Genomic DNA, 26999 nt, shown 5'->3' on the forward strand with positions numbered 1-26999 from the left:
ATAATAAAAAAATTATCAATTAACTCTTAATATAGTTAAATTGATATAACACCGATAAGATAGTATAATTTAGTAGAGAAAATTTAGTTAAGCTATTAATCCATTTTATATAGGATTTACGTTTTAATATTAAATTAAACCTTTATAGTTTAAATTCTGGATTTTCGTATGAAATACTGGAGGATAAAAAATGATTGTATTAAGTTGTAAAAATATATGTAAAAGTTATGGTATAAATACTATTTTGAAAGATGTAACATTTTCAATAAATGAAGGAGATAAGGTTGGTATAATTGGATCAAATGGAGAAGGAAAAACAACCTTGTTTAAGATATTATCAAAAGAAATTACGCAAGATGATGGAGAAGTCTTTATAGATAAAAATAAGTCTTTGGGTTATCTTGCTCAACATTTAGCATTAGATTCATACAAAACGATTTATGATGAAATGCTCATTGTTTTTGAAGATCTCCAAAGATTAGAACGTAAGATTACAGAGTTAGAAGCTAAGATGAATGAACCGTATGATGAAAATAATGCTTCATATCATGAGAAAATTATAAAAGACTATGGAACTGCCCAAGATCTGTATCAAAACAGAGGCGGATATACATATAAAGGAGAAATATCGCGAGTTCTTAAAGGATTAGGATTTACAGAAGATGACTTTGATAAACTAATTTCAACTTTAAGTGGAGGGCAGAAAACTAGAGTCGCACTTTGTAAGCTATTACTTTTAAATCCTGATATACTACTACTTGATGAGCCTACGAATCACTTGGATTTGGAAGCAATTGAATGGCTTGAAGAATATTTAAAAACTTATAAAGGAACTGTAATTGTAATTTCCCATGATAGATTTTTCTTGGATTCTGTAACAACAGCAACATTTCAGGTTATAAATGGTCACGTGAATTGTTATAATGCTCCATATACAAAATCTTTAGAACTTATGAAGAAAGATTATGAGGCTAAATTAAAAGCTTATAATTTACAACAGACGGAAATAAAAAGACAAGAAGCAATAATAGAAAAATTTAGGTCATTCAATAGAGAGAAAAGTATAAAGGCAGCTGAAAGTAGAGAAAAGGCACTTGATAAAATGGAAATTGTAGATGCTCCTGATAAAGAAAAAACTGCATCTAAGATTAAATTTGAAGCTTCTGTTAAAAGTGGATATGATGTGCTTCATGTTGAAAAACTGGCTAAAAGCTATGGAGAAAAGAAATTATTCGATAATTTATCTTTTGATTTAAAAAGAGGAGAAAAGATTGCGTTAATAGGTGAAAATGGACGGGGTAAAACCACACTTTTTAATATAATAATGGATAAAGTTAAGAGTGATTCAGGAGTTAAGGTTTTAGGAGTAAATGTTAATGTAGGATACTATGATCAGGAACAATCTAATCTTGATCCTAATAAGACAATATTAAATGAAGTATGGGATGACTTTCCAGAGTTAACTACAAGTGAACTTAGAGGATTTCTTGGATCATTTCTTTTTAGAGGCGATGATGTATTTAAAGAAATAAACAAGTTAAGTGGAGGAGAAAGATGTAGAATAAATCTCCTAAAATTGATGTTATCTAAATCAAACTTACTTCTATTAGATGAGCCTACAAATCATTTGGATATTCCTTCAAGAGAGGCTCTTGAAGAGGCAATTTTAAGCTATGATGGTACATTGATTGTAATTTCACATGATAGATATTTCTTAAATAAAGTAATTAATAGAATATTGGAATTAGAAGAGCATGGAGTCAATGAATATCTTGGAAATTATAGCTACTATACTGAAAAGAAGAAGAATCCACAAAGATTTGAGACGTATGAAGGGTTGGCATCTGGAAAGACAAAAACGCAATTAAATGAAGAAAAGAAAAAGAAAAAGGCTTTAGAGAAAGAAGCTAAGGCTAAGCAAAATGAAATTAAGAATATAGAAACTAATATAACTCAAAATGAGGAAGCTCTTGAAAAATTGCAGGAGGAACTTTGTAAAGAAGAAGTTTATTCTAATCCGGTTGAAAGTGAAAGAGTAAATAAAGAAATTAAAAATCTTCAAGAAACTATTGAAAAATTATATGAACAATGGGAAGAGATTTCTAGTTAATTTAACATGATATAGATTAATAAGTTATAAAAAAGAAAACTGGAAAGAGACGATTAACAGTATAAATAAAGGCATGTTTTGTATATGGTGTAAATATAAGCTTAATTACAGTTTATTAAGCTTCATCAACTATAACAATACATGCCTTTTATTAGGAAATTATTTATGTATCATATGTGTACATAAGGAATATTTTATATTTTAATTTCTTTTAATATTTATACATCAGAGTATGTATGGACATATTTTAGAAAATATTAAGAACTACTAGTAAATTTTTTTAAGATATTTAAGTTAGAATGAAATTATAGTAGAATTCAGATATAAAATTTTTAGATTGGAGATGGGATGTTTGGAAAAAGGAACTATTCTAATTGTGGATGATGAAAAGGAAATACGAGATTTAGTCGATATATATCTTAAGAGTGATGGGTTTAATACCATAAGCGCATGCGATGGTTTAGAAGCTATTAATTTAGTTAGAGATAATGATATAGATTTAATAATATTAGATGTCATGATGCCTAATTTAAATGGAATAGAGACTTGCTTAAAGATTAGAGAGATTAAAGAAATGCCTATAATAATGTTATCCGCTAAAAGTGAGGATATTGATAAGATATTAGGCCTTAATATGGGAGCTGATGATTATTTAACGAAACCATTCAATCCATTAGAGTTAGTTGCAAGAGTAAAGTCACAACTTAGAAGATTTCATATGTTTGGTAAGAACGCAAATTTATTAGAAGTAGAAGAAGAAAATATAATACAAATAGAGGATCTTACGATAAATCTAGAAACACATGAAGTATCGTTAGGCGATAATATAGTAAGACTTACGCCAACAGAATTTGATATATTATCATTACTAGCTCAAAGTCGAGGAAAAGTATTTTCAATAGAAAATATTTATGAGAGCGTTTGGAATCAGGAATTCATGACTTCAGATAACACTGTCATGGTTCATATAAGAAAAATAAGAGAGAAGATAGAAGAAAATCCAAGAAATCCTCGATTTATAAAGACTGTTTGGGGGGTAGGATATAAAATTGAAAAATAAAGATCTTGGAAGGCATAGAATTTTTAGCAATGATATTTCAAATTTAAAGTTAATACAGTATATTGAAAAAATAATAAGAAGTATAAAAAAAAGAATTGAGAAAAATATAAGATTTGAGCTTATGATGGTTATAGGAATATGCTTTTTAGCTGCATTTATCTTCTATAGTTTTTCTAATAATCTTTTCAAGAGAGAGCATACTGAACCCCAGATAAAATATGATTATGATTCTATTGAGAGGTCTGCAAATGATTTAGCTAAACAAATAGAATCTCAAGAAAATTTAAAATTAGAAGATAAAGATAAGATTAATAGCATTTTAGAAAATGTATCAGATGGAGAGGAAAGTTATATAACAGATTTAGATGGAAAGGTGTTATATAAGACTAAAAATGTTGCAGAGGAAAACATAGATATTTATAGTGCACTAAAAAGTGCAATGACAAATGTAAATAGTGAAGGGATTAGTGAACCAAGAGAAAAAAGCTATATAATGCCGCTAAAGATAGGTTCGGATAGAGTTTACTTGATCTATTCAAAGATTCCAGAGGCAAGGATAACATACAATACAATTAGCACATCAAATTCATCTTTAGCACTAATTCTCACAGTTATAGTTTTTATAGTTCTATTTGTTGTAATAACTAATAATAAGATGAAATACTTGGATGAGATTGCAGTTGGCCTTAAGATAATAGCAAGTGGAAACTTGAATTATAGGATAGAAGAGAAAGGTACGGATGAAATTAAAAATATAGCCTATAATATAAATCAAATGGCTAAGGAAATTGGAGAGAAAATTAGTGCTGAGAGAGATGCAGAAAAGACAAAAGCAGATTTAATAACGAATGTTTCTCACGATTTAAGAACACCATTAACATCTGTAATGGGGTACATAGGGCTTGTTATTCAGAACAGGTATAAAGATGAAAAAGAAATGGAGGAATACTTAAATATAGCATTCAATAAAGCTGAAAGATTAAAATTACTAATTGATGATTTATTTGAGTATACTAAACTAAATAATAGCGGAATAACACTAACAAAGACTAAAGTTAATCTAGCAGAATTTCTATCACAATTAATAGAAGAATTGACACCGCTACTTGATCAAAACAAATTAACGATATATAAAAAATTCGAATCTGAAAAAATCTCAGTTTCTATAGATACACTGAAGATGCTTAGAGTGTTTGAGAATATAATAACAAATGCAATAAAATATTCGTATAAACCAGGAGAAATATTAATAGGATTATATGAGAAAGATGGTAAAGCCATTGTAGTTTTTAGAAATAAAGGGGATCATCTTTCTAAAGAAAAAAGCGAAAAATTATTTGATAGATTTTATAGATTGGATGAATCTAGGAATACCAATACAGGAGGGTCAGGTCTTGGGTTAGCTATTTCTAAGAATATAGTAGAATTGCATGACGGCAAAATATGGGCTGAATCAGTAGGAAATAATATAAGTTTTTATGTTCAACTAAACCTATAATTAATTACTAAATTATAGGTACTTTTTCTGTTGTAAATTAATATTTATATTAGAGAAGTATTTTTATGTGGAGGAAATATGCAAAACAAAAATCCTAACAGTCGTTTTGGAGTAGACATAAATGAATATACTACAAGTGTTCAGTTTAACGTATTGGCAACAAAAGTAGATTTTTTGTACTTGAGAGCGTCAGGATCTGCAACAGGAAGGTTTAGGGTTGACAGAAAGTTTGTAGATTATGCGAAGAATAGTAGGAATTATGGAATTCCAGTTGGAGCATATCATTTTTCTATGCCATCTTATGATCTAACAGATGCGGATAGACAATGTGATGACTTTATAAATACACTGCAGCAGGGGTTCGGAAATAATGATTATGGGGATTTGTTTCCTGTAATAGATGTCGAAGCACCTTTAGATAAATCAATAAGTACAAGAACATTAATTGATTGGATTGATAGATTTAGAAAAAGGTTTGAAAGAAAAACTAGAAGAAGGCTTATGATTTACACAGGAACAAACTTTATAGAACTTTATGATAATTTTTATATTCCTGGACGTGGCTATCCACTAAAAAATATGCCACTATGGATTGCAATGTATACAAGCATTCCAATTAATCCTGAATTTCCTCCTAATGTTGGAGGATGGACCAGATGGAGGATATGGCAATATAGTGAAAGCCAAACTGTACAAGGAATTGGGAATCCTGTTGATGCAAATTGGGGACCAGATAATGTAGATTTATTAAGACAGCCTCGTGTTGTTACTGGATTAAAGGCAGCGTACCAGAATAGGAACATAAATGTTTCCTGGAATAGAAATCCTGATGTAGACTTATTGGGATATAACATTTTTGTAAATAGAGAATGGGTTGGAACTGTTGATGAAAATGCTACAAGTTACTTAATAACTAGTAATAAGGTAAATACTCAGAAGAATGCACCGGTAGAAGTATCAATCGAAGCTTTTGATTATGATGGAGAAACTTCAAAAACTCGTGCAAAAGTAAATTTATAAAAAAATAGTATCGTATTTCAGCTTATATAGGAATATAATCATATTTCTATTGATAGTTGGAATATGATATAATGAAAACATTGATGACAATTTGAAAAATATGTAAATTATCATCAATAAATGTACTTAAAATAAATATTAAACATAGAAGATGTGTAATATTTAATTCCTTGAAAGGAGAATAGGGGAGTGGAAAAACGCACCGGCAAAAGAGCAAAGTCTTCTAAAAACAATTATAATAAGAAGAAAATTATGCTCGCAATATTTACATTAATTATAGTAGGAGCTGCTGCACTAATTGCGTACTCAATAGCTATAAAAGGTATAGTTAAGGAGTGGGATGATAAAATATATCCGGGAGTAACTGTACAAGAAGTAAATATTGGAGGAATGACCAAAGAAGAAGCTAAAAATAAGCTTACCGAAACATTTGCAACATCTATAGAAAATAAAAAGTTGCCTATCAAAATAGAGGACAAACAATATGAACTTATTTACTCTGATATTAATCCTAAATATGATATAGATGCAACTGTGGAAGAGGCTTATAAACTTGGGAAAAAAGATGGGGTTTTAAGCAGATATATAAGTATAAAGAGTAATAATAGTAAGAGCAAGGAGGTTCCAATCGCATTTTCTTATAATGAAGAAAAGTTGAAGGAGTACGAGGAAAAACTTCAGGTAGCTGTTAATCAATCTGCTAAAGATGCAACAATTAGTATACAAAAGAATGATATTATAGTTAAGCCAGAGACAGAAGGAAAGACAGTTAATTTAGATACATTAGATCAGAAGTTAAAAGAAAATATAAATGGAAATATTAATTCTGATAATTCAGTATCAATTGATTTGGAAGTAACAAAACCTAAAATAACTCAAGAAGATCTGTCCAAGATAAAAGGGGTAATGGGGACTTTTTCATCAAATTATTCCACATCGCCGGAAGGAAGATGTAATAACATAGAAATAGCTACTTCAGCAATAAACGGAACAATAGTTATGCCAGGAGAAATATTTAGTTTTAATGATGTTGTTGGACCTAGAACAGCTGAAAGAGGTTATAAGGAAGCTGGAACATATGTTGGAAATAAAATAGAGCCTGGAATTGGTGGTGGAATATGTCAAGTGTCGACCACTATTTATAGAGCTGCGATGAAAGCAAATCTAAGGTCTATTGAAAGAACAAATCATTCCATGGCTGTTGGTTATGCGCAACCTGGACTTGATGCCACTGTGTCATATGGATATTTAGATTATAAGTTTAAAAACACATATGATTTTCCTATATATATTCAAGGGAGTACGTCAGGTAAAGTAGTAACTTATAGTATATATGGAGACCCTAGTGCTTTAAATGGAAGAACATATGATATGGCAAGTGAAATTCTTGAAACAATACCACCAGAAACAAAAGTGGTAGATGATAGCAGTTTACCAGTAGGACAAGAAGTAACAGAGGGAGCTGGAATGACTGGTTATAGAGCAAGAGCATATCAGATAACTTATGAAAATGGTTCTGAAGTGAATAGAGAAGTAGTATCAACAGATACTTATGCAAGTGTAGGAATAGTAGTCAAAAAGGGAACTCAACCTGTAGATGCGACTCAACAGCCAGAAACAACAGCAGAGCCGCCAGCAGCTCAGCCAACAGCAGAACCACCTGTAGCTCAACCAACACAATAGGTAAAAATTTAATATTTATAAAAAACTCAAAGCATATTTTCTTTAGGAATTATTAAGATTAATTAAAGAAAATATGCTTAAGTTTTATTTAAGGTAAAAACAACTTTAATATATTGAATAATTCACCAATTGGAATGCGTAATAATATACCTTTAATATTGAAAGATTTTTCCATTGTTATGTAATTATTATTTTTGACTTGTTATGAACCATATAGTATAATTTTAAATTAAAGTGAATTAATTTTTGTATAAAATAGGAGAAGGTGACGTTTTGAATTTAAATATAGTATTATATGAACCTGAGATACCTCAGAATACTGGAAATATTGCAAGAACTTGTGTTTTAACAGGCAGTAAGTTGCATTTAATAAAACCTCTTGGGTTCGAAATAAATGAAAAGCAAGTGAGAAGAGCAGGTTTAGATTATTGGAAAGATTTAGATCTAGAAATACATGATAGCTATGAAGAATTCTTGAAAAAATATGGTGATAAAACAATATATTTATCAACTACACACGGAGAAGCGCATTTTGATGAAATTTCCTTCAAAGAAGGGGATTTTATAATGTTTGGAAGAGAATCTAGTGGGGTTCCTGAAGAAGTGCATAATAGGCATATTGGATTTAGGGTTCCAATGATAAAATCAAGTACTAGAAGTTTAAATTTATCTAATACAGTAGCTATAGTGGCTTATGAAGCTTTAAGGCAGATAGGATTTCCTAATATGAAATAATTGAAGAGGAATGAAGATATATGGAAAAGATAAAAATTATAACAGATAGCACTGCTGATTTGCCAAAAGAAATATATGAGAAATACGATATAGAAGTTTTGCCATTATTGATAAACTTTGGTGAAGAAAGTTATCTAGATGGAGTTGAGATAAATACTAATGAAGTTTTTGAAAGAATTAGAAATGAAAATATACTTCCAACTACAGCTCAAGTTACTCCGAATAGATTCGTTGAAATCTATAAGAAGTACTTAGCGGAAGGATATAAAATTATATCAATTCATATGTCTTCTGTAATGAGTGGAACATATCAATCGGCATGTATTGCTAAGGAAATGCTTGAAAGCCAAGATATAATAGTTGTTGATTCTCAGAATGTAACAGCGGCTTTAGGAATACTTGTATTAAAAGCTGTTAAGCTCATAGAAAAGGGTTATAACATTTCAGAAGTAGAAGAAAAATTAAATAGCATTAGAAATAAAGTTAAGCTTTCAGTTTACTTTGATTCTTTAGAGTACCTAGTGAGAGGCGGAAGGATTTCAAAAACTGCTGGCATGGTTGGTGGCATGCTTGGAATAAAGTTAATACTTGAAATAAAAGATGGCATAATGTCAGTTAAAGATAAAATTAGAGGAAATAAAAAGGCGATTAAGAAAATTATTAGTGATTTGGAAAATGCGACTTTAGATGAAGAAGTGCCTGTAATATTGATTGACGTAAATAATATTGAAGTAAAAGAAGCACTTAGAGCATATATGAATGATAATAACGTTAACTTTATTGAATGTCCAGTTGGATCAACTGTATGTATACATTCTGGACCTGGATGCTGTGGATTAGTTTTTTTAAATAAATAATTTTAATTAATAAATAAAAAACATGCTTTTAGCTATTACTTATATTTTAACATGGTTGATATAAGTAGTATATAAGCATGTTTTTATATTTATTGTACTAGATATGATTTACATAGTTACATATAGTGGACTTGCAATATTTACAGAATAGGAGGTATACTAATAGAAAGAGAGATTACTTCAATAAATTTAATGAATACGTTTAATTAAAAATAATTTATATAAATTATAAGGAGGAAACTTATGAATTTGGATTATAACATGAAGATGACCCAGGAACAGAGATTAGTACTCACCCAAAATATGCAACAATCCATAAAGCTTTTACAAATGTCTCTTCATGATTTGAGAGAATATATTGACAATGAGTATTCAGAAAATCCAGTGTTAGAGGTTAACGAGGAAATAAGCTCATATGATGATGAACAGATAAACAGAGACGTTAATATAGAAGACAAATACGATCATAAAAAATTAGTTGAAGAATTATATTCTGATAATTACAAGGATAGATCAGAAACAAATTATTCTAATGAAGAAGTTTCACCATTAAATTTCATTGAGAAGAAAGTATCACTAAAAGAATATTTACAAGAACAACTAATTGAAGCTGATATAGATCAATATATGTTAGATATATGTAATTATATCGTTGAATCATTAGATTATAGAGGGTATTTGGAAATATCAACACGAGAACTTGCGGAAGAATTGAATATATCTGAGGAGATAGTTAATAGGGCATTAGAAGTGGTACAGGCATTGGAACCATATGGAATTGGTGCTAGGAATATCAAGGAATGTCTGCTTATTCAGAGTCTAAAATTAAATATTTTAGATGATACGATAGAAAAAATAATTTTAAATCATTTAGAAAATATTGCAGAAAACAAATATGAAGTTGTAGCGAAGGATCTCAATATAAACCCAAGAGAAGCTCAAAGATATGGTGATTTAATAAAGAAGTTGGAACCTAAGCCATCAAGAGGCTTTTATACAGGAGAAGAGGTTAATTATATAATTCCTGATGCTGAAATAAAGAATGTTGATGGTGAATTTTTCATTTTGATGAATGAAAGTGTTTTGCCAAGACTTATGATAAATAAAACATATAGAGATGTTTTAAGAAATAATCAAGATTCTGAAACAAACACTTATGTTAAAGAAAAAATTAATCAGGCACTTTTCTTAATTAAGTCAATAGAGCAAAGGAAAAATACATTATATAAGGTGTTAGAATGTGTTGTTGAAAAGCAAAATGATTTCTTTAAGTTTGGAAGACAGTATATAAAACCTTTGACACTAAAAGAAGTTGCGGAAATAATCAATCTTCATGAATCTACCGTAAGTAGAGCGATTAAAGATAAATACGTTTTAACAAGTTATGGAACAATTAAAATAAAAGATTTATTTGCAAGTGGGTTATCCTCAAACAATAACGAAGATATGGCAACTTCAAAAATAAAAAATGAAATAAAGAAAATAATAGAAGAAGAGAATAAAAGTAAGCCTTTATCAGATCAACTAATAAGTTCTATGCTAGTAGAAAAAAATATGAATATATCTAGAAGAACTGTTGCAAAATATAGAGAGGAATTAGGTATAAAATCATCTTCAGCAAGGAAGAGATTATAAAGATTCCATGAAATAATTAGCTTTAGATTTTAATATTAAATTCAATTGTCAATATTCAATTACAGTTTAAGAACATATCAACTTTAATTATAGGAATATATAAAGTTCATGATTATCTTTTCTGTAATTGAAATTGACAGTTGATAAAATGGTTCTTGAATTCAAAAATACTATTTCACATAGCTATTATTAAGCGTAATAATATTAAATATGAAACGCTGTATAAAACTAGAAAAAAGTTTGCTAATAATTTATTTTGTTAGGGTTTTTTTGTTTTTTTTGAAATATTATAAAAAAAGTTTTCCTAAAGACTTTAAAATTTCAAAAAGGTGTTTTATAATAATAGATGTGGGACATAATGAAATGATATGGGACACGTAGTGACCAAAGGAGTGTTTGAGTTGCAGGAAATATTAGAATTACAAAAGAAGATAGTTCCTGAGCTTGTAAATACATTGGAGAAAAGGTATAACGTACTCAGAACAATCTTTCATAATCAACCTATAGGACGAAGAGTACTCGCTGATATGCTAAATGTCGGTGAAAGAACAGTTAGAACAGAAATAGGTTTTTTAAAAGAACAAGGTTTAATTGAGATAAATACTTCTGGAATGACAGTTACAAGTGAAGGCGTAGAGATTATACACAAACTAAATGATTTCATTCATGAAATAAAAGGTCTTTCAGAAGTTGAAAAGAAAATACAATCTTCTCTTAACTTAAAAAAAGTAATCATAGTCCCAGGAGATGTAGAAGAAAATCCTTTGGTTTTAAAGGATTTGGGAAAAGCATGTGCTAATTATGTTAAAGATGTGCTAAAAGATAATTCTATTATAGCATTAACAGGAGGTAGCACTTTAAAAGAAGTTGTAGAAGCTTTTCCAAGAGTAACAAATTTATCACAGATACAAGTAGTACCAGCAAGAGGAGGAATGGGTAAGAAAGTTGAAACCCAAGCTAATACATTAGCAGCCACTTTAGCAAAGAAATTAAACGGTACTTATAAGATGCTTCATATCTCGGAAAATTTGAGCTTAGATATAATAGGCACCTTGCTTAAAGAAGAGGCAGTAAAAGTTGTTATAGATACTATACATAAGGCGGATGTACTAATTTATGGTATAGGTAACGCGGTGCAGATGGCTAGAAAAAGAGGTGTGCCACAGCAAGAAATTGATAATTTGATTAATAATGGAGCTGTTGGAGAAGCATTTGGATGTTATTTTAATAAGGATTCGAAAATAATCTCAGAAACTACCGCAATTGGAATTAAAATTAATGAAGCAAGAAAAATAAAAACACATATTGCAGTAGCAGGTGGGAAAAATAAAGTAGAGTCAATTATTGCAACTGAATATAACGACAATGATGGTGTTTTAGTTACAGATGAGGCAGCAGCCAAAGGAATAATAAGTAAACTAAATAGTTAAATTCAGTTATTAAATTAGTTTGTAAAATTTATTTTTATAAAAAAGAAAAGCATTATTAGGAGGTAATTGTAATGGTAAACGTAGCAATTAATGGTTTTGGAAGAATAGGAAGATTAGCTTTAAGATTAATGATCAACAACCCTGAATTTAATGTGGTTGCAATCAATGACTTAACAGATGCTAAAATGTTAGCTCACTTATTCAAATATGATTCAGCTCAAGGAAGATTCGATGGAGAAATCGAAGTTAAAGAAGGAGCTTTCGTAGTTAATGGAAAGGAAATCAAGGTTACTGCTGATGCTAAGCCTGAAAACTTACCATGGGGAGAATTAAACGTAGATATCGTTTTAGAATGTACTGGATTCTTTGCATCAAAGAAATCAGCTTCAGCTCATATCGCAGCTGGTGCTAAGAAAGTTGTTATTTCAGCTCCTGCAGGAAATGATCTACCAACAGTAGTTTACAATGTAAACCACGACATCTTAAAGGCAGAAGATACAGTTATTTCAGGTGCTTCATGTACTACTAACTGTTTAGCTCCAATGGCTAAAGTATTAAGTGATGATTTTGGATTAACAAAAGGTTTCATGACTACAATCCACTCATACACTAACGATCAAAATACTTTAGATGCTCCACACAGAAAAGGTGATTTAAGAAGAGCTAGAGCTGCTGCAGCTTCTATCATTCCTAACTCAACTGGTGCTGCTAAAGCAATCGGATTAGTTATTCCAGAATTAGCTGGAAAATTAGATGGTGGTGCTCAAAGAGTTCCAACAATCACTGGTTCATTAACTGAATTAGTTTGTACTTTATCTAAGAAAGTTACTGTAGATGAAGTTAACGCTGCTATGAAAGCTGCTGCAACTGAATCTTTCGGATACACTGAAGATGAAATAGTTTCTTGCGATATAATCGGAAGCAGCTTCGGTTCATTATTCGATGGTACTCAAACTAAAGTTATGGAAGTTAATGGAGAACAATTAGTTAAAGTAGCTGCTTGGTACGATAACGAAATGTCATACACTAACCAATTAATCAGAACTTTAGGATACTTCGCTAACTTAAAGTAATTTGAATTATATCTTAGAACATAAAGAGCGCAAATTTATGTTAAAGTAAATAAGTCTGGTTTTGTAGTATAAGGCTATAAAGCCAGACTATTTTAAAATGAAGGAATAATCAATAAAATAAATATCAGAGGTGAAAATAAATGAATTTCAATAAAAAAACAATTGAAGATATTGAAGTGAGTGGAAAAAAGGTACTAGTAAGATGTGACTTTAACGTACCACTTAAAGATGGAGTTATAACTGATGAAAACAGATTAGTAGGAGCTCTTCCAACTATTAAATATTTAGTAGAAAAAGGTGCAAAGGTTATTCTTTGTTCACATTTAGGAAAAGATGCTTCAAAATCATTAGCACCAGTAGCTACAAGATTAAGTGAAATGCTAGGAAAAGAAGTTGTTTTTGCTAGAGATGAAGAAGTTGTTGGCGAAAACGCTAAAAAAGCAGTTTCAGAAATGAAAGATGGAGACATCGTTTTATTAGAAAACACAAGATGCAGAAAAGAAGAAACTAAGAACATTCCAGAATTCTCTAAAGAATTAGCTTCATTAGCTGATGTGTTTGTTAATGACGCATTTGGAACAGCTCATAGAGCTCACTGTTCAACTGTTGGTGTAACTGATTACTTAGATACAGCTGTATGTGGATACTTAATCCAAAAAGAATTAAAATTCTTAGGAAATGCAGTTGAAAGTCCAGTAAGACCATTCGTTGCTATCTTAGGTGGAGCTAAAGTTTCTGATAAAATCGCTGTTATAAACAATCTTTTAGATAAAGTTAACACAATTATTATCGGTGGAGGAATGGCTTATACATTCTTAAAAGCTCAAGGATATGAAATCGGAACTTCATTAGTTGAAGAAGATAGACTTGAATATGCTAAAGAAATGGTTGCTAAGGCTGCTGAAAAAGGAGTTAAATTCTTATTACCAGTAGATCACAGAGTTGCTGCAGAATTCAAAGATGTAGAAGCTACAATTACTGAAGATCAAAATATTCCAGTAGGAAACATGGGATTAGATATCGGACCAAAGACAGAAGCTTTATATGCTGATGCAATTAAAGATGCTAAGACTGTAATCTGGAATGGACCAATGGGTGTATTTGAATTCGAAAACTATAATAAAGGAACAATTGCAGTAGCTAAGGCTATGGCTGATGCAGATGCTACTACTATAATTGGTGGTGGAGATTCAGCTGCTGCTGTTAATATTTTAGGATTTGGAGATAAGATGACTCACATTTCAACAGGTGGTGGAGCATCATTAGAATTCTTAGAAGGTAAAGTATTACCAGGAATCGCTGCATTAAACGACTAATTTTAAATAATTGGTTTTGAATAAATAATATTTTCAAAAGAAGTTTATAAGTTTAGTTAGATTATATAGTGAAACTTGATAGGTAGTGATTGCCCCCAAATGAATTTAAGTTGAACTTATCCACAAGAGTGTAAACATATCTTTTGTATTTAAGTAATAGATATTTGAAGATGCTGGATGGTTAAGTAAGATGTTTGAATAGTTAGGGAATATATATTCAAGAGAAGTAATAAGCTATTTTTTTAGGAAGCAAATTCGACGGGATTTGGTGGGTCCAAGGCCAAGGAGCCATTCTTAAATATTTAGTTTGTAATTTTTGTAGATATATAATAAGCTTAAGGAAATCTGATCACTTTCCTTAAGCTTATATAGATTCATAATATAATTAAGACAATTTATAAGTTTCATTAATAAAAAAATTATGAGGTGAGTAGAATGAGAAAAGCAATTATCGCAGGAAACTGGAAAATGAATAAAACTATTGATGAAGCAGTTAAAATGGTAGAAGAATTAAAGCCATTAGTTAAAGATGCTACATGTGATGTAGTTGTATGTCCTACATTTGTATGCTTAGATGCAGTTAAAAAGGCTGTAGCTGGTTCAAATATAAAGGTTGCTGCACAAAACATGCATTTTGAAGAAAGTGGAGCTTTCACAGGAGAAGTTGCTCCAGGAATGCTTGAAGCTATGGGAATAGATTATGTTGTTTTAGGTCATAGTGAAAGAAGAGAATACTTCAATGAAACTGATGAAGCATTAAACAAAAAAGTTAAGAAAGCTTTCGAACATAATATTACTCCAATACTTTGTTGTGGAGAATCTTTAGAACAAAGAGAAAACGGAACTACTAATAAAGTTATTGAAGCTCAAATAAAAGCTGATATAGCTGGATTAACTAATGAACAAGTAGAAAAACTTGTTATTGCTTACGAACCAATCTGGGCAATTGGAACAGGAAAAACTGCTACTGATGAACAAGCAAATGAAACAATCAAAGCTATAAGAGCTATGGTTGCTGAAATGTATGGATCAGAATCAGCTGAAAAAACAAGAATTCAATACGGTGGATCAGTTAAACCAAATACAATAAAAGCACAAATGGAAATGTCTGATATAGACGGAGCATTAGTTGGTGGAGCTAGCTTAGTTCCAGCTGATTTCGCTGCAATAGTTAATTATTAGTATTAAATTTTTTAAGCTGTCTTAGAATGACGAAAATCGCACTAAGACAGCTTTTTTTAAGTAAATAATAATTTAATATTAAAGTAATTTATAAAATATTTATATTATAATAACATAAATTTACTTTAAATGTTTATAAAGTTGCATTAAGTGTAAAAAAATAATATAATTTAAGATATTAATAGTATGTAAAACATAATAAATGATAATATTTAATATTATATATTTCTAACAAATAAGTTTATTTAGTTAACTTACAGATATTAATTTAATAAAGAAATCTAAGAATTTTATAGTATATTTTGTGAAAATATTTGGAGGGATAGGAAATGTCAAAAAAACCTGTTATGTTAATGATATTAGATGGTTTTGGGATTGCACCAAAATCAGAAGGAAATGCTGTAACTTTAGCGAAAAAGCCAAATTTAGATAAACTATTCGAAAAATACCCAACTTCACAATTACAAGCTAGTGGGTTAGCTGTTGGATTACCAGAAGGTCAAATGGGTAATTCAGAAGTTGGTCACTTAAATATCGGATCTGGTAGAATAGTATACCAAGAATTAACAAGAATTACAAAAGCAATAGCAGATGGAGATTTTTTTGAGAACGAATCATTAAAATTAGCTATGACTAATGCTAAAAAGACAGGATCGTCTTTACATTTAATGGGCTTATTATCAGATGGTGGAGTTCATTCACATATAGAACATTTAAGAGGTCTTTTAGAATTTGCTAAGAAAGAAGAAGTTCAAAATGTTTATGTTCATGCATTCATGGATGGAAGAGATGTTCCACCTTCATCAGGACAAGAATTCATTGAAAAAACTGAAAAGATGATGGCTGAAGTAGGCGTAGGTAAGATCGCAACTGTAAGTGGTAGATACTATGCAATGGATAGAGATAATAGATGGGAAAGAGTTGAACTTGCATATAATGCTTTAGTTTTAGGAAAAGGTGAAACTGCAAGTAGTGCAACTGAAGCTATAGAAAAATCATATCATGATAATAAAACTGATGAATTTGTATTGCCAACAGTTGTAACTGAAAATGGTAATCCAACTGCAAATATTAAAAATGGAGATTCAGTTATATTCTTTAACTTTAGACCAGATAGAGCAAGAGAAATAACTAGAGCTATTAATGATAAAGAATTTGCAGGATTCAAGAGAGAAACTCTAGATCTTACTTTTGTAACAATGACTCAATATGATAAGACTCTAGAAAGAGTAAATGTTGCATATACTCCTCAAACTTTAAGTAATACTCTTGGAGAATATGTAAGTAATAAGGGCTTAAATCAATTAAGAATAGCAGAAACTGAGAAATATGCTCACGTTACTTTCTTCTTTAACGGTGGAGTAGAGAAAGAAAATCCAGGTGAAGACAGAAAAGTTATACCTTCACCAAAGGTTGCAACTTATGATTTAAAACCAGAAATGAGTGCATATGAAGTAACAGATGAATTACTAGATAGATTAGATAGCGATAAGTATGATATGGTAATTCTAAACTTTGCTAATCCAGATATGGTAGGTCACACAGGAGTTGTTGAGGCTGCAGTTAAAGCAATCGAAGCAGTTGACGAATGTGTAGGAAAGATTGCAGATAAAATTTTAGAAAAGAATGGATGCTTATTTATCACTGCGGATCATGGTAATGCTGAAACTATGATAGATTTTTCAACTGGAAATCCATATACAGCGCATACTACACATGAAGTACCATTTATTTGGGTTGCAAATGATACTGAAGGTAAGAAATTAAGCAACGGAAAACTTGCAGATATTGCTCCAACAATGTTAGTTCAATTAGGACTTGAAGTTCCTACAGAAATGACTGGAGAAAATCTAATAGTAAATAAATAATTTTAATTAATAAAAAAACTGCTTGGAATAATTTAAATTGTTTCAGGCAGTTTTTTTTGTTTTATAAAATATACATTTTAAAAATTTATTCATTAAAATTTGATTCATCATCAAAAAGAGCGAATTTGGTAATAGGTTAAGTTATAAACTTTATTAATTAAAACTTATATAGAATAAGTATAACTTTATTCAGATAAGTTAAGAAAGATAAGATTTTAAAGAAGGATTTAATCAGAATTGCATAAAATAAGCGTAAAATTAATATATTAGTAAAAAAGATTTAGGATTGATAATATGAAAAAGAATTTTGCATACTCTGCTGATTTTGATGAATATACAGAAAAATTATTTAGAGAAGCTAAGTATCTAGGTGAAGGACACAATGGTGTGGTTTATGAGTTACCAAATAAAAAAGCCATCAAAATATTTTTGAGAAAAAAGGTATGTAATGATGAAGGCAGTATTCTTGCCAAAACTAATGGATCGAAATACTTTCCCTATATGTATAAGCGAGGAAAATTCTATGTGATAAGGGATTTAGTTGATGGAATAAGGCTTGATAAGCATATAAAGGAAAATGGGTTAAGTGAAAGATTAGTTAGAAACATATATGAATTATTATTAGAGTTCAAGAGACTTAAATTTAAGAAATTAGATATCAGATGTAAAGATGTTTATGTCTCAGAGGATGAAAAACTTATGATAATAGATCCTAAAAAGGCGTACAGTAGAAAGGTTGATTATCCAAGACACTTAATGAAGGGATTATCCAAAGTTGGTGTATTGGATGAATTTTTTGAATGTATAAAGAAAATAGACGCAAAGAAAGCCGCATCATGGGAATTGAAATTTAGAAGATATTGTGGGGCAAAAAACCTATCGATATTAGATGATGATTAAATATGTAAAGATATAGGAGAAGATAACTCAAAATGAATATTTAATGTAATTAGTTATAAGTAAAATGCTTATAAACGCTATGGCATTAGTATCATTTTGAGTAAATCTCTTATGAAATTTATATAAAATATTATATCGGCTAATATGCTAAGAATAATTGTATAAATTAAACAAATAAATTATGTTATATAAGCTCGACTTTTGATCTTGTTTAATCGTATAAGTCAGTTTTATATTTACATAAAAAATAATATGAATATTCCTAAATTATTTTACCAATAATATTATGGTAAATGAAATAAAAAGCTTTTTATTTAGTAAATTATGTATTATAATTATATTGATAAGAATTCTCAATACAATTATAAAAATGAGGAGGTAATATTAAATGAAAGATTATTTAGAAATTGTAGATGTAGTTGCAAGACAAATTTTAGACTCAAGATGTTTCCCAACAGTAGAGGTAGAAATATATTTAGAAGATGGAACAATTGGAAGAGCAGCAGTGCCATCAGGAGCTTCAACAGGAATGTATGAAGCAGTAGAATTAAGAGATGGTGATAAAGATAAATTTTTAGGAAAAGGTGTTTTAAACGCAATTAGAAATGTAAATGAAATTATTGCAGAAGAATTAATTGGATGCAATGTGTTTGAACAAACTTACATTGATAAAATGCTAATTGAATTAGATGGAACAAACAATAAGAGTAAGCTTGGTGCTAATGCTATATTAGGAGTTTCATTAGCTGTTGCAAATGCAGCTGCAAATTCATTAGATATGCCTTTATATAGATATATCGGTGGAGTTAATTCAAAAGTATTACCAGTTCCTATGATGAACATATTAAATGGTGGATCACATGCTGATAACTCTGTAGATTTACAAGAATTTATGATCATGCCAGCAGGAGCACCTACATTTAGTGAAGCGTTAAGAATGTGTGCTGAAGTTTATCACACATTAAAGAAAATTTTAAACGATAAAGGTTATTCAACAGGTATTGGTGATGAAGGTGGATTTGCACCAAACTTAAAATCAAATCAAGAAGCTCTTGATGTAATAATTGAAGCAATAGGAAAAGCTGGATATAAGGCTGGAGAAGAAATCTTTATAGCAATTGATGCTGCTTCATCAGAATATTATAAAGATGGTAAATACGTATTAGAACATGAAGGAAGAACATTAACATCAGCAGAGATGGTTGATTTCTTTGAAGATTGGGTTAATAAATATCCAATTATCTCAATTGAAGATGGTATGGCAGAAGAAGATTGGGAAGGTTGGAAGCTTATAACTGAAAGATTAGGAAAGAAAGTTCAATTAGTTGGTGATGATTTATTTGTTACTAATACAGAAAGACTTGAAAAAGGTATTGATCTTGGTGTAGCTAATTCAATTCTTATTAAGCTAAATCAAATAGGTACATTAACAGAGACATTAAATGCTATAGAAATGGCAAATAGAGCTGGATATACAGCAGTTGTTTCTCATAGATCAGGAGAAACAGAAGATACAACTATAGCTGATTTAGTTGTAGCTGTAAATGCAGGTCAAATAAAGACTGGAGCACCAGCTAGATCAGAAAGAGTTGCTAAGTATAATCAATTGTTAAGAATTGAAGAAGAGTTAAATGATGTTGCTGAGTACAGAGGCAGAAAAGCTTTCTTTAATATAAAATAAATTATTATTAAAGATAATTTTTAAGTAAGAAGTAATTTTGCTTAAGGATAAATCATAATAAAGTTTATTAGGAAAAGTTATAGGAATATAGTTCTTATAACTTTTTTCTAAATTCTAAATAATTCGATCTTGGTGTAATTTTTATTACATAAGTTGTAATAAGTAAATAAATGTGATATTATTAAATGTATGTTATTGATCATTATAGGAGGTGTTACCTATGCAAAATATATTATTAATTTTTGAAGGAATATTAGGCTTAGCTACTATTATAACTGTTTATATGCAACCTAGTAAAGCTGATGCGTTAAGTGGTTTAATACAAGGAAGCACGAAAGATACATTCTTTGCAAAAAATAAGTCGAGAACTAAAGAAGTAATTCTTGTGAGATTAACAGTTATTTTTATGGCATTGTTTGCAATTAATACAATTTTATTAAATTTAATAAAATAATAACTATAAGCTACTTTACTTAGGTAGCTTTTTTTATTTTAAAATTTTAGTATGTCCATATAATTATAGAAACTTGTTATCATCATAAAATAATAAATTTAGTCAAATGGTTAATAAAGTGTTATATAAAACGCATTGACTAATTGCAACTATATGGAATATAATTAAATAAAAATAAATCATAGTAATTTAATAGGAATAATATGAATAAATATTAATATAATTATAAAAGATTAACGCTATGAAGGGAACAAGTAAGTTAGTGGAAGTTTTTAGAGAGGAATTCTCAAAAGGCTGTGAGGAATTCTAAATTGAACCTAGTTGAATGCATCCTGGAGCACTAAGTTGAAACTAAAAGTATGCTTAGCAGGTGTGCCTGATATAGCACATAAAGATGTTGTTAAATAAAAATGCCTTTAAGCATTAAGAATAACAATCAGAGTGGAACCGCGGAAATTTTCTGCCTCTGTTTTTTTGCAGAGGTAGTTTATTTTTTTAGGAGAAATTTATATGACAAATTTCTAGGGGAAATATATGATTTGTAAATAATTATATATAGATAATTTGTATATATCAAATTGTGGAGGGGATTATATGGATATTAATAGTAAAGAAATTGTGGAAAATAAAAAACTAGAGGAAATATTAAAGATGGTTGAAAAAATAAGATTTGGATCAATAACGTTAATAATACAGGATGGAGTAGTAATACAGGTGGACAAGAACGAAAAAATAAGAATGAGGTAGTATTTTAGCGTTAGCATCTAGAGGATTATGATTATATATTACGAGGGTAAAGATTAATGAGAGCTTTAAGCATAATTAAGTCAAAAAGATGTTGACAAATTTGAGTTTAAGGAATATATTATATAAAAATATAGCAATCTTATATGAATAAGAGTATATGGAAAAGGATAATATTCAAAGAATCTGACTGGAAAACCAGAGGATGTACTTCTAGAGATAGAAGTATGTCCTCTTTTATTTTGCATTTAAGGCACAATCAAAAATAATAGTCAGTACGATTGCTTAAAGATTTTACTTAAACAACGATTTAAAGGAGGAGTATCAAGATTATGGGAACAATCAATTTAAAAGAATCTTCTATGACAATAAAAGGAGCATCAATATTAAATATAATTCCATTAATACCACAAAACGAGCTTTCTCATCTTGAAGCACCATCATGTATAATGCTTGACAAATTTAGAGGAGAAGCAGGTGAATATTTTGATGTATTTAGACACTGCAAACATTTTATAGCTGATGCATATGTAATTCCAGGTAAAAATCATGATATGCATGGTCAGTTATATGACAAAGAAGTTTTTGAAACATTCTCTCATGGATAGGAAATTAGTTAATCAATATAAATAGAAACAAGTATTAAAAAATTATTAAGGATTCATAATGATAATCGTGAAGGGAAATAAAATATAAATATTTTATTTATCATAAAACATAGTAAACAAATAAGAATTATATTAATAATATATAGTAATTTATATTTAGAAATAGCAGAAACCTTTATATATAAGAAATAAAGAATAGTGTAGAAAACTTTGCACTAGCGAAACATTAAGGAGGAGAGAAAAATGAAAATAGAGTCATTATTAGTTCATGGTGCAATTGATGGGGATGAGACAACAGGATCGGTGAATGTCCCAATCTATCAAACTTCCACATATAAGCAAGAACAGTTAGGTAAAAATAAAGGATATGAATATTCAAGGACTGGAAATCCCACGAGAGAAGCACTAGAGAAAACTATTGCTTTATTGGAAAGTGGAAGCGGGGGGCTTGCATTTAGCAGCGGGATGGCTGCTATTACGGCGGTGTTATCTTTATTTCACAGCGGTGACAAAGTGATAATTCCAAGTAATCTTTATGGAGGAACCTTCAGAGTAATTGATAAAGTATTTAAGAATTTTAATCTTCAATATGAAATAGTTGATTTTTCTAGATTAAATGATGTAAAAAGAATTCTAGAAAATGGAAAGGACAACACAAGTATAAAGGCTGTTTTTATTGAAACTCCAACAAATCCGCTAATGGATATAACTGATATAGAAGAGGTTAGCAAGCTTGCAAAGGAATATGGAGCACTTACTGTTGTAGACAATACATTTATGTCACCATATTTGCAAAGACCTTTAGAATTTGGAGCGGATATTGTTGTTCATAGTGCCACTAAATATTTAGGAGGCCATAGTAATGTGGTAGCTGGGTTAATAGCTGTGAATAGTGAAGAACTGTGGGATAAGTTGCATTTTATACAGAATTCAACTGGAGGAGTACTTGGTGCATTTGATTCATTTATATTGCTTCAAGGTATAAAAACATTAGGTGTTAGATTAGATAGACACAATGAAAATGCAGAGAAAATAGCACAATTTTTATCGCAAAGTGAATATATAACTAAAATATATTATCCCGGATTAAAAGATTCTAAGGGGTATGAAATTCACAAAAAACAAGCATCTGGCTTTGGGGGAGTATTGTCTTTTGTTATAAATGAAAAGATAGATTATAAAAAATTTCTAAGTTCTTTAAAACTTATAACTTTAGGAGAAAGCCTAGGTGGAGTGGAATCTTTAATATGTCACCCAGCCAGCATGACACATGCAGCAATTCCGTATACAATAAGGCAGGAGGTCGGAATTGTCGATAATCTAGTTAGGTTGTCAGTAGGCATAGAAAATATTGATGATTTGATTGATGATTTAAATAATGCATTTAAGGAGCGTTTAATATGAATTATGTAAGTGATGTAAAAGAACTTATTGGAAATACTCCGCTGATAAAACTCACACATATAAATGTTAAAAAAAATATTAATATATTTGCTAAACTTGAGTGTTTTAATCCTGGTGGCAGTGTAAAAGATAGAATTGGAGTATCAATGATTGAGGGGGCTGAGAGAAATGGAAGTTTAAAGAGGGGATATACCATAGTTGATGCAACGGCGGGGAATACTGGTCTTGGTATAGCTCTAGCGGCAATAAATAAAGGCTATAATATAATATTTGTAGTACCAACTAAATTTTCAATAGAAAAGCAAAAGCTAATGAAAGCTTTGGGGGCTAAAATCATTAATACTCCAGATGAAGAAGGGATGCTTGGAGCTATAAATAAAGCTAGCGAGTTGTTAAAAGAGATTCCTGATAGCACTAGTCTAGGTCAATTTGAAAATGAAGATAATCCTTTGGCTCATTATAAAACAACAGGGCCTGAAATATATAAAGCTTTAGAAGGTAATATAAATTATTTCGTGGCAGGTGCTGGAAGTGGAGGCACATTTACTGGTATCATAAAATATCTAAAGGAAAAGAATAAGAACATTAAAGGAGTGCTTGCAGATCCAGAAGGATCAACAATGGTCGGTGGAGAGCATAAGAGTTACAAAATAGAAGGCATCGGAAATGATTTTGTTCCCAAAACAATGGACATATCTTTAGTTGATAAAGTTATAAAAGTTAGCGATGATGAGGCTTTTAAGAATGTGAAGTTATTGGCTAAAAAGGAAGGTTTAATAGTTGGATCATCATCTGGAGCAATACTTTCAGCAGCATTAAAGCTTACTGGTGAGATTGATAGTGGAAATATAGTTGTTGTTTTCCCTGATAGGGGAGATAGGTATCTAAGTACAACATTGTTTGATGACTAGTTGATATAAATAAATTAGAAAGTTAAGAATATAAAATATATAAAGACAAAATTTTGATTTCAAATTTTTTATAGTATAGGATTTTATTATGATACCTTTATTAACGAAGTTGACTAGAAAACTAGAGACTGAGTTTCTTGATTATGCATTATTTATTACATGAGAAACTCAGTTTTATTGCTTGTTAAATAAATTTTTGGCAGGCATAAAATATATGGAGTATAATATTGTAATAATATTTTTTGAAACATATAGATCCTTAAAATTAAAATATTTTAGTCATTTACAGATATCCTTTTGATAAAAGAGGATATCTATTTTTGTTAAATAATTCTTAAATGTATATATTTTAATTGATTTTTTTAATTGATAACTTTATTTGAGTATTTTTAGTAACAGAATTTTAAATTAAATTTATCATTGCAACATAATATAAACAATTCAAATATTGATATTTTTTAATTAACTAAACTATAGTATATAAATAAATTAGAATATATATGTCAATACTAATATTAAAATAAGATAAAATCTATATTGTACAAGGTTATTGTGGTAGTATATAGGTATATAGGAATAAAATATAGTAATAGTATAATGGAGGAAGAAATTATGGGAATAAAACAAACATTAGCAAGTTTTATGAAAGAACCTGCATATAGGCCAATGGACATTGAAGAATTAATTGCTGTATTTGATATAAAGAAAAATGAATATAATGCGTTTAAAAAGACTTTAAGAACTATGGAAAATGAAGGACTTATTATAAGAACTAAAAAAGACAAGTATATGATAGCTAATGCGAATCATGAAGAAGAAGGTCTTATTATAGGATCGCTTCAATCACATTCAAAAGGTTTTGGATTTTTAATTCCAGAAGAAGAGGGACAAAAAGACGTATTTATACCAAGCAATTGTATAAATGGAGCTATGAATGGTGATAAAATATCTGTTAGAGTAACAAGAGAAGATACAAAGACCAAGAAAAGAGAAGGAGAAGTAGTAGAAATTATTGAAAGAAACACTACTAGAATAGTAGGTGTATATGAAGATTCTAAAAATTTTGGTTTTGTAGTTTCTGAGGATCCAAGGATATCTAAAGATGTATTCATCTCAAAGAAGGATAGGAATGGTGCCAATGATGGAGATGTTGTTACAGTTAAGATAACAAAATGGCCTGAGGAAAATAGAAAAGCTGAAGGAGTTGTAACAGAGGTTTTAGGAAGAAAAGGTGACAGAGGAATAGACATTCTAATGATAATTAAAAAACTTGGACTTCCAGAAGAATTTAGTGAAAAAGTTCAAAAGTATGCTGAAGGTATTTCTGATGAAATTGATGAAGAAGAATATAAAGGCAGAAGAGATTTAAGAGATTTGAGAATGGTCACAATAGATGGTGAAGATGCTAAGGATTTAGATGATGCTGTATCTATCGAAAAATTAAGTAATGGCAACTTTAAACTAGGAGTTCATATTGCCGATGTAACACACTATGTAAAAGAAAATAGTCCATTAGATAAGGAAGCATTAAAAAGAGCAACATCAGTTTATTTAATAGATAGAGTTGTTCCGATGTTACCTAGAAAATTATCTAATGGAATATGTTCATTAAACCCTAGAGTAGATAGATTAACATTAACTTGCTTCATGGAGATAGATCATAAAGGAAAAGTTGTAGACCATGAAATTGTAGAATCTGTAATAAAAACTAATGAGAGAATGACATATAAAGATGTCACAAAGATATTAAGAGATAATGATGAGGAACTTATAAAAAGATATGACTATCTTGTTGATGACTTTAAAATGATGGAAGAGTTATGTGGTATATTAAGAAATAAGAGAACCAAAAGAGGAGCTATTGATTTTGAAATAGCAGAAGCTAAGATAACACTTAACGAGTTAGGAAAACCAATTGAGATTAAACCATATGATCGTGAAATATCAAACAGGATGATAGAAGAATTTATGTTAGCAGCAAATGAGACGGTTGCAGAGCATATGTTTGGCACTCATTTACCTTTTGTATATAGAATACATGAGAGTCCAGATGAAGAAAAATTAGCTAAATTCAAAGAATTTGTTTATAACTTGGGATATGCTATCCAATGGACAGAAGAAATAAGACCAAAAAGTTTTCAAGATATTCTAGAAAAGGTTAAGGGAAAAAATGAGGAAACAGTTGTAAGTACACTGTTATTAAGATCTATGATGCAGGCAAGATATGCACCAGAATGTAGCGGACATTTTGGGCTTGCAGCTAAGTACTACTGCCACTTCACTTCACCAATAAGAAGATATCCTGATTTACAAATTCATAGAATCATAAAAGAATATTTGCATGGAGAAGTAGATGGAACTAGAATAAATAAATTAAAAAATATAGTAGGTTATGCAGCTAAACAATCATCAGAAATGGAAAGAAAAGCTCAAGATGCAGAAAGAGAAGTTGATGATCTTAAAAAAGCTGAGTATATGCAAGAGAGAATTGGTCAAGAATTCGAAGGAATTATATCTTCAGTTACATCTTTTGGAATATTCGTTGAGTTACCAAACACCATTGAAGGTTTAGTTCATATAACAGATCTAGATGATGATTATTATATATTCAATGAAGCAAATTTAAGCTTGATTGGTGAAAGAACTAAAAAATTATATAAACTTGGAGATAAAGTAAAAGTAGAATGCGTTAATGTAGATATAACAAATAGAGAGATATTTTTTAAGATTACACAAGAGCCAAAGAGAGAAGAAACAGATAAAGATTTTGAATCAGAAGGAAAAATTGGCGAAGTAGAAAAAAAGTTAGTTGAAGTATAAGATATGATTT

At 29.7% G+C, this 26999-nt stretch carries 21 protein-coding genes and 1 other annotated feature; all 21 genes read left to right on the forward strand.

Annotated elements, in window-relative coordinates; all coding sequences use genetic code 11:
* The first annotated feature begins 190 nt into the window (after positions 1–190).
* The 21 genes from ACJDTP_RS08800 (at position 191) to rnr (ending at position 26989) form a co-directional block, all read left to right on the forward strand.
* Complete coding sequence (locus ACJDTP_RS08800) at positions 191–2110, forward strand: ABC-F family ATP-binding cassette domain-containing protein (protein ID WP_078115988.1); 1920 nt, start codon at positions 191–193, stop codon at positions 2108–2110.
* 343 nt (positions 2111–2453) lie between these two features.
* Positions 2454–3170: a response regulator transcription factor gene (locus ACJDTP_RS08805; protein ID WP_171773417.1), complete on the forward strand. Its 717-nt coding sequence runs from the start codon at positions 2454–2456 to the stop codon at positions 3168–3170.
* The gene (locus ACJDTP_RS08810; protein ID WP_078115990.1) at positions 3160–4668 is read left to right on the forward strand and encodes a sensor histidine kinase; all 1509 of its coding nucleotides are present in this window, start codon (positions 3160–3162) and stop codon (positions 4666–4668) included. The genes ACJDTP_RS08805 and ACJDTP_RS08810 overlap by 11 nt, the downstream gene beginning before the upstream one ends.
* 78 nt (positions 4669–4746) lie before the next feature.
* The gene (locus tag ACJDTP_RS08815; RefSeq protein ID WP_011967939.1) at positions 4747–5688 is read left to right on the forward strand and encodes a glycoside hydrolase family 25 protein; all 942 of its coding nucleotides are present in this window, start codon (positions 4747–4749) and stop codon (positions 5686–5688) included.
* 189 nt (positions 5689–5877) lie between these two features.
* Positions 5878–7371 carry a VanW family protein gene (locus tag ACJDTP_RS08820; protein ID WP_406760949.1) on the forward strand — a complete coding sequence of 498 codons (1494 nt, stop codon included), beginning with the start codon at positions 5878–5880 and terminating at the stop codon, positions 7369–7371.
* A 273-nt stretch (positions 7372–7644) separates the two neighbouring features.
* Entirely contained in the window at positions 7645–8106 is a 462-nt protein-coding gene (locus ACJDTP_RS08825; RefSeq protein WP_077843798.1) for a tRNA (cytidine(34)-2'-O)-methyltransferase, read from the forward strand.
* 20 nt (positions 8107–8126) lie between these two features.
* Positions 8127–8963 carry a DegV family protein gene (locus ACJDTP_RS08830; protein WP_077843799.1) on the forward strand — a complete coding sequence of 279 codons (837 nt, stop codon included), beginning with the start codon at positions 8127–8129 and terminating at the stop codon, positions 8961–8963.
* A 243-nt stretch (positions 8964–9206) separates the two neighbouring features.
* Positions 9207–10598 carry an RNA polymerase factor sigma-54 gene (rpoN, locus tag ACJDTP_RS08835; protein WP_077843800.1) on the forward strand — a complete coding sequence of 464 codons (1392 nt, stop codon included), beginning with the start codon at positions 9207–9209 and terminating at the stop codon, positions 10596–10598.
* A gap of 368 nt (positions 10599–10966) precedes the next feature.
* Complete coding sequence (locus tag ACJDTP_RS08840) at positions 10967–12028, forward strand: sugar-binding transcriptional regulator (protein ID WP_406760950.1); 1062 nt, start codon at positions 10967–10969, stop codon at positions 12026–12028.
* 71 nt (positions 12029–12099) lie between these two features.
* Positions 12100–13101 (forward strand): type I glyceraldehyde-3-phosphate dehydrogenase, encoded by a 1002-nt coding sequence (gap, locus tag ACJDTP_RS08845; protein WP_011967945.1) that lies wholly within the window; start codon positions 12100–12102, stop codon positions 13099–13101.
* 140 nt (positions 13102–13241) lie between these two features.
* Positions 13242–14417, forward strand: coding sequence for a phosphoglycerate kinase (locus tag ACJDTP_RS08850; RefSeq protein ID WP_078115993.1), 1176 nt, complete (start codon positions 13242–13244; stop codon positions 14415–14417).
* Positions 14418–14852: 435 nt separating this feature from the next.
* Positions 14853–15599, forward strand: coding sequence for a triose-phosphate isomerase (tpiA, locus tag ACJDTP_RS08855; protein ID WP_011967947.1), 747 nt, complete (start codon positions 14853–14855; stop codon positions 15597–15599).
* A 329-nt stretch (positions 15600–15928) separates the two neighbouring features.
* Positions 15929–17467 (forward strand): 2,3-bisphosphoglycerate-independent phosphoglycerate mutase, encoded by a 1539-nt coding sequence (gpmI, locus tag ACJDTP_RS08860; protein WP_078115994.1) that lies wholly within the window; start codon positions 15929–15931, stop codon positions 17465–17467.
* A gap of 294 nt (positions 17468–17761) precedes the next feature.
* Positions 17762–18367 (forward strand): protein kinase family protein, encoded by a 606-nt coding sequence (locus ACJDTP_RS08865; protein ID WP_078115995.1) that lies wholly within the window; start codon positions 17762–17764, stop codon positions 18365–18367.
* Positions 18368–18755: 388 nt separating this feature from the next.
* Entirely contained in the window at positions 18756–20048 is a 1293-nt protein-coding gene (eno, locus tag ACJDTP_RS08870; protein ID WP_011967950.1) for a phosphopyruvate hydratase, read from the forward strand.
* A gap of 220 nt (positions 20049–20268) precedes the next feature.
* Positions 20269–20502: a preprotein translocase subunit SecG gene (gene secG / locus ACJDTP_RS08875; RefSeq protein WP_077837088.1), complete on the forward strand. Its 234-nt coding sequence runs from the start codon at positions 20269–20271 to the stop codon at positions 20500–20502.
* A gap of 232 nt (positions 20503–20734) precedes the next feature.
* Positions 20735–20973 (forward strand) — a binding site (T-box leader).
* A 123-nt stretch (positions 20974–21096) separates the two neighbouring features.
* Positions 21097–21249 carry a YezD family protein gene (locus ACJDTP_RS08880; RefSeq protein ID WP_078115996.1) on the forward strand — a complete coding sequence of 51 codons (153 nt, stop codon included), beginning with the start codon at positions 21097–21099 and terminating at the stop codon, positions 21247–21249.
* Between the two features lie 329 nt (positions 21250–21578).
* Positions 21579–21854: a hypothetical protein gene (locus ACJDTP_RS08885; protein WP_406760951.1), complete on the forward strand. Its 276-nt coding sequence runs from the start codon at positions 21579–21581 to the stop codon at positions 21852–21854.
* 243 nt (positions 21855–22097) lie between these two features.
* A complete protein-coding gene (locus tag ACJDTP_RS08890; protein ID WP_406760952.1) occupies positions 22098–23258 on the forward strand; it encodes a trans-sulfuration enzyme family protein in 1161 nt (386 codons plus the stop codon).
* Positions 23255–24169, forward strand: coding sequence for a PLP-dependent cysteine synthase family protein (locus ACJDTP_RS08895; protein ID WP_406760953.1), 915 nt, complete (start codon positions 23255–23257; stop codon positions 24167–24169). The genes ACJDTP_RS08890 and ACJDTP_RS08895 overlap by 4 nt, the downstream gene beginning before the upstream one ends.
* A 612-nt stretch (positions 24170–24781) precedes the next feature.
* Positions 24782–26989: a ribonuclease R gene (gene rnr / locus ACJDTP_RS08900; RefSeq protein ID WP_406760954.1), complete on the forward strand. Its 2208-nt coding sequence runs from the start codon at positions 24782–24784 to the stop codon at positions 26987–26989.
* The last annotated feature ends 10 nt before the right edge of the window (positions 26990–26999 follow it).

Origin of the sequence: Candidatus Clostridium helianthi (assembly GCF_045310795.1) — a bacterium.
Lineage (GTDB): Bacteria > Bacillota > Clostridia > Clostridiales > Clostridiaceae > Clostridium > Clostridium helianthi.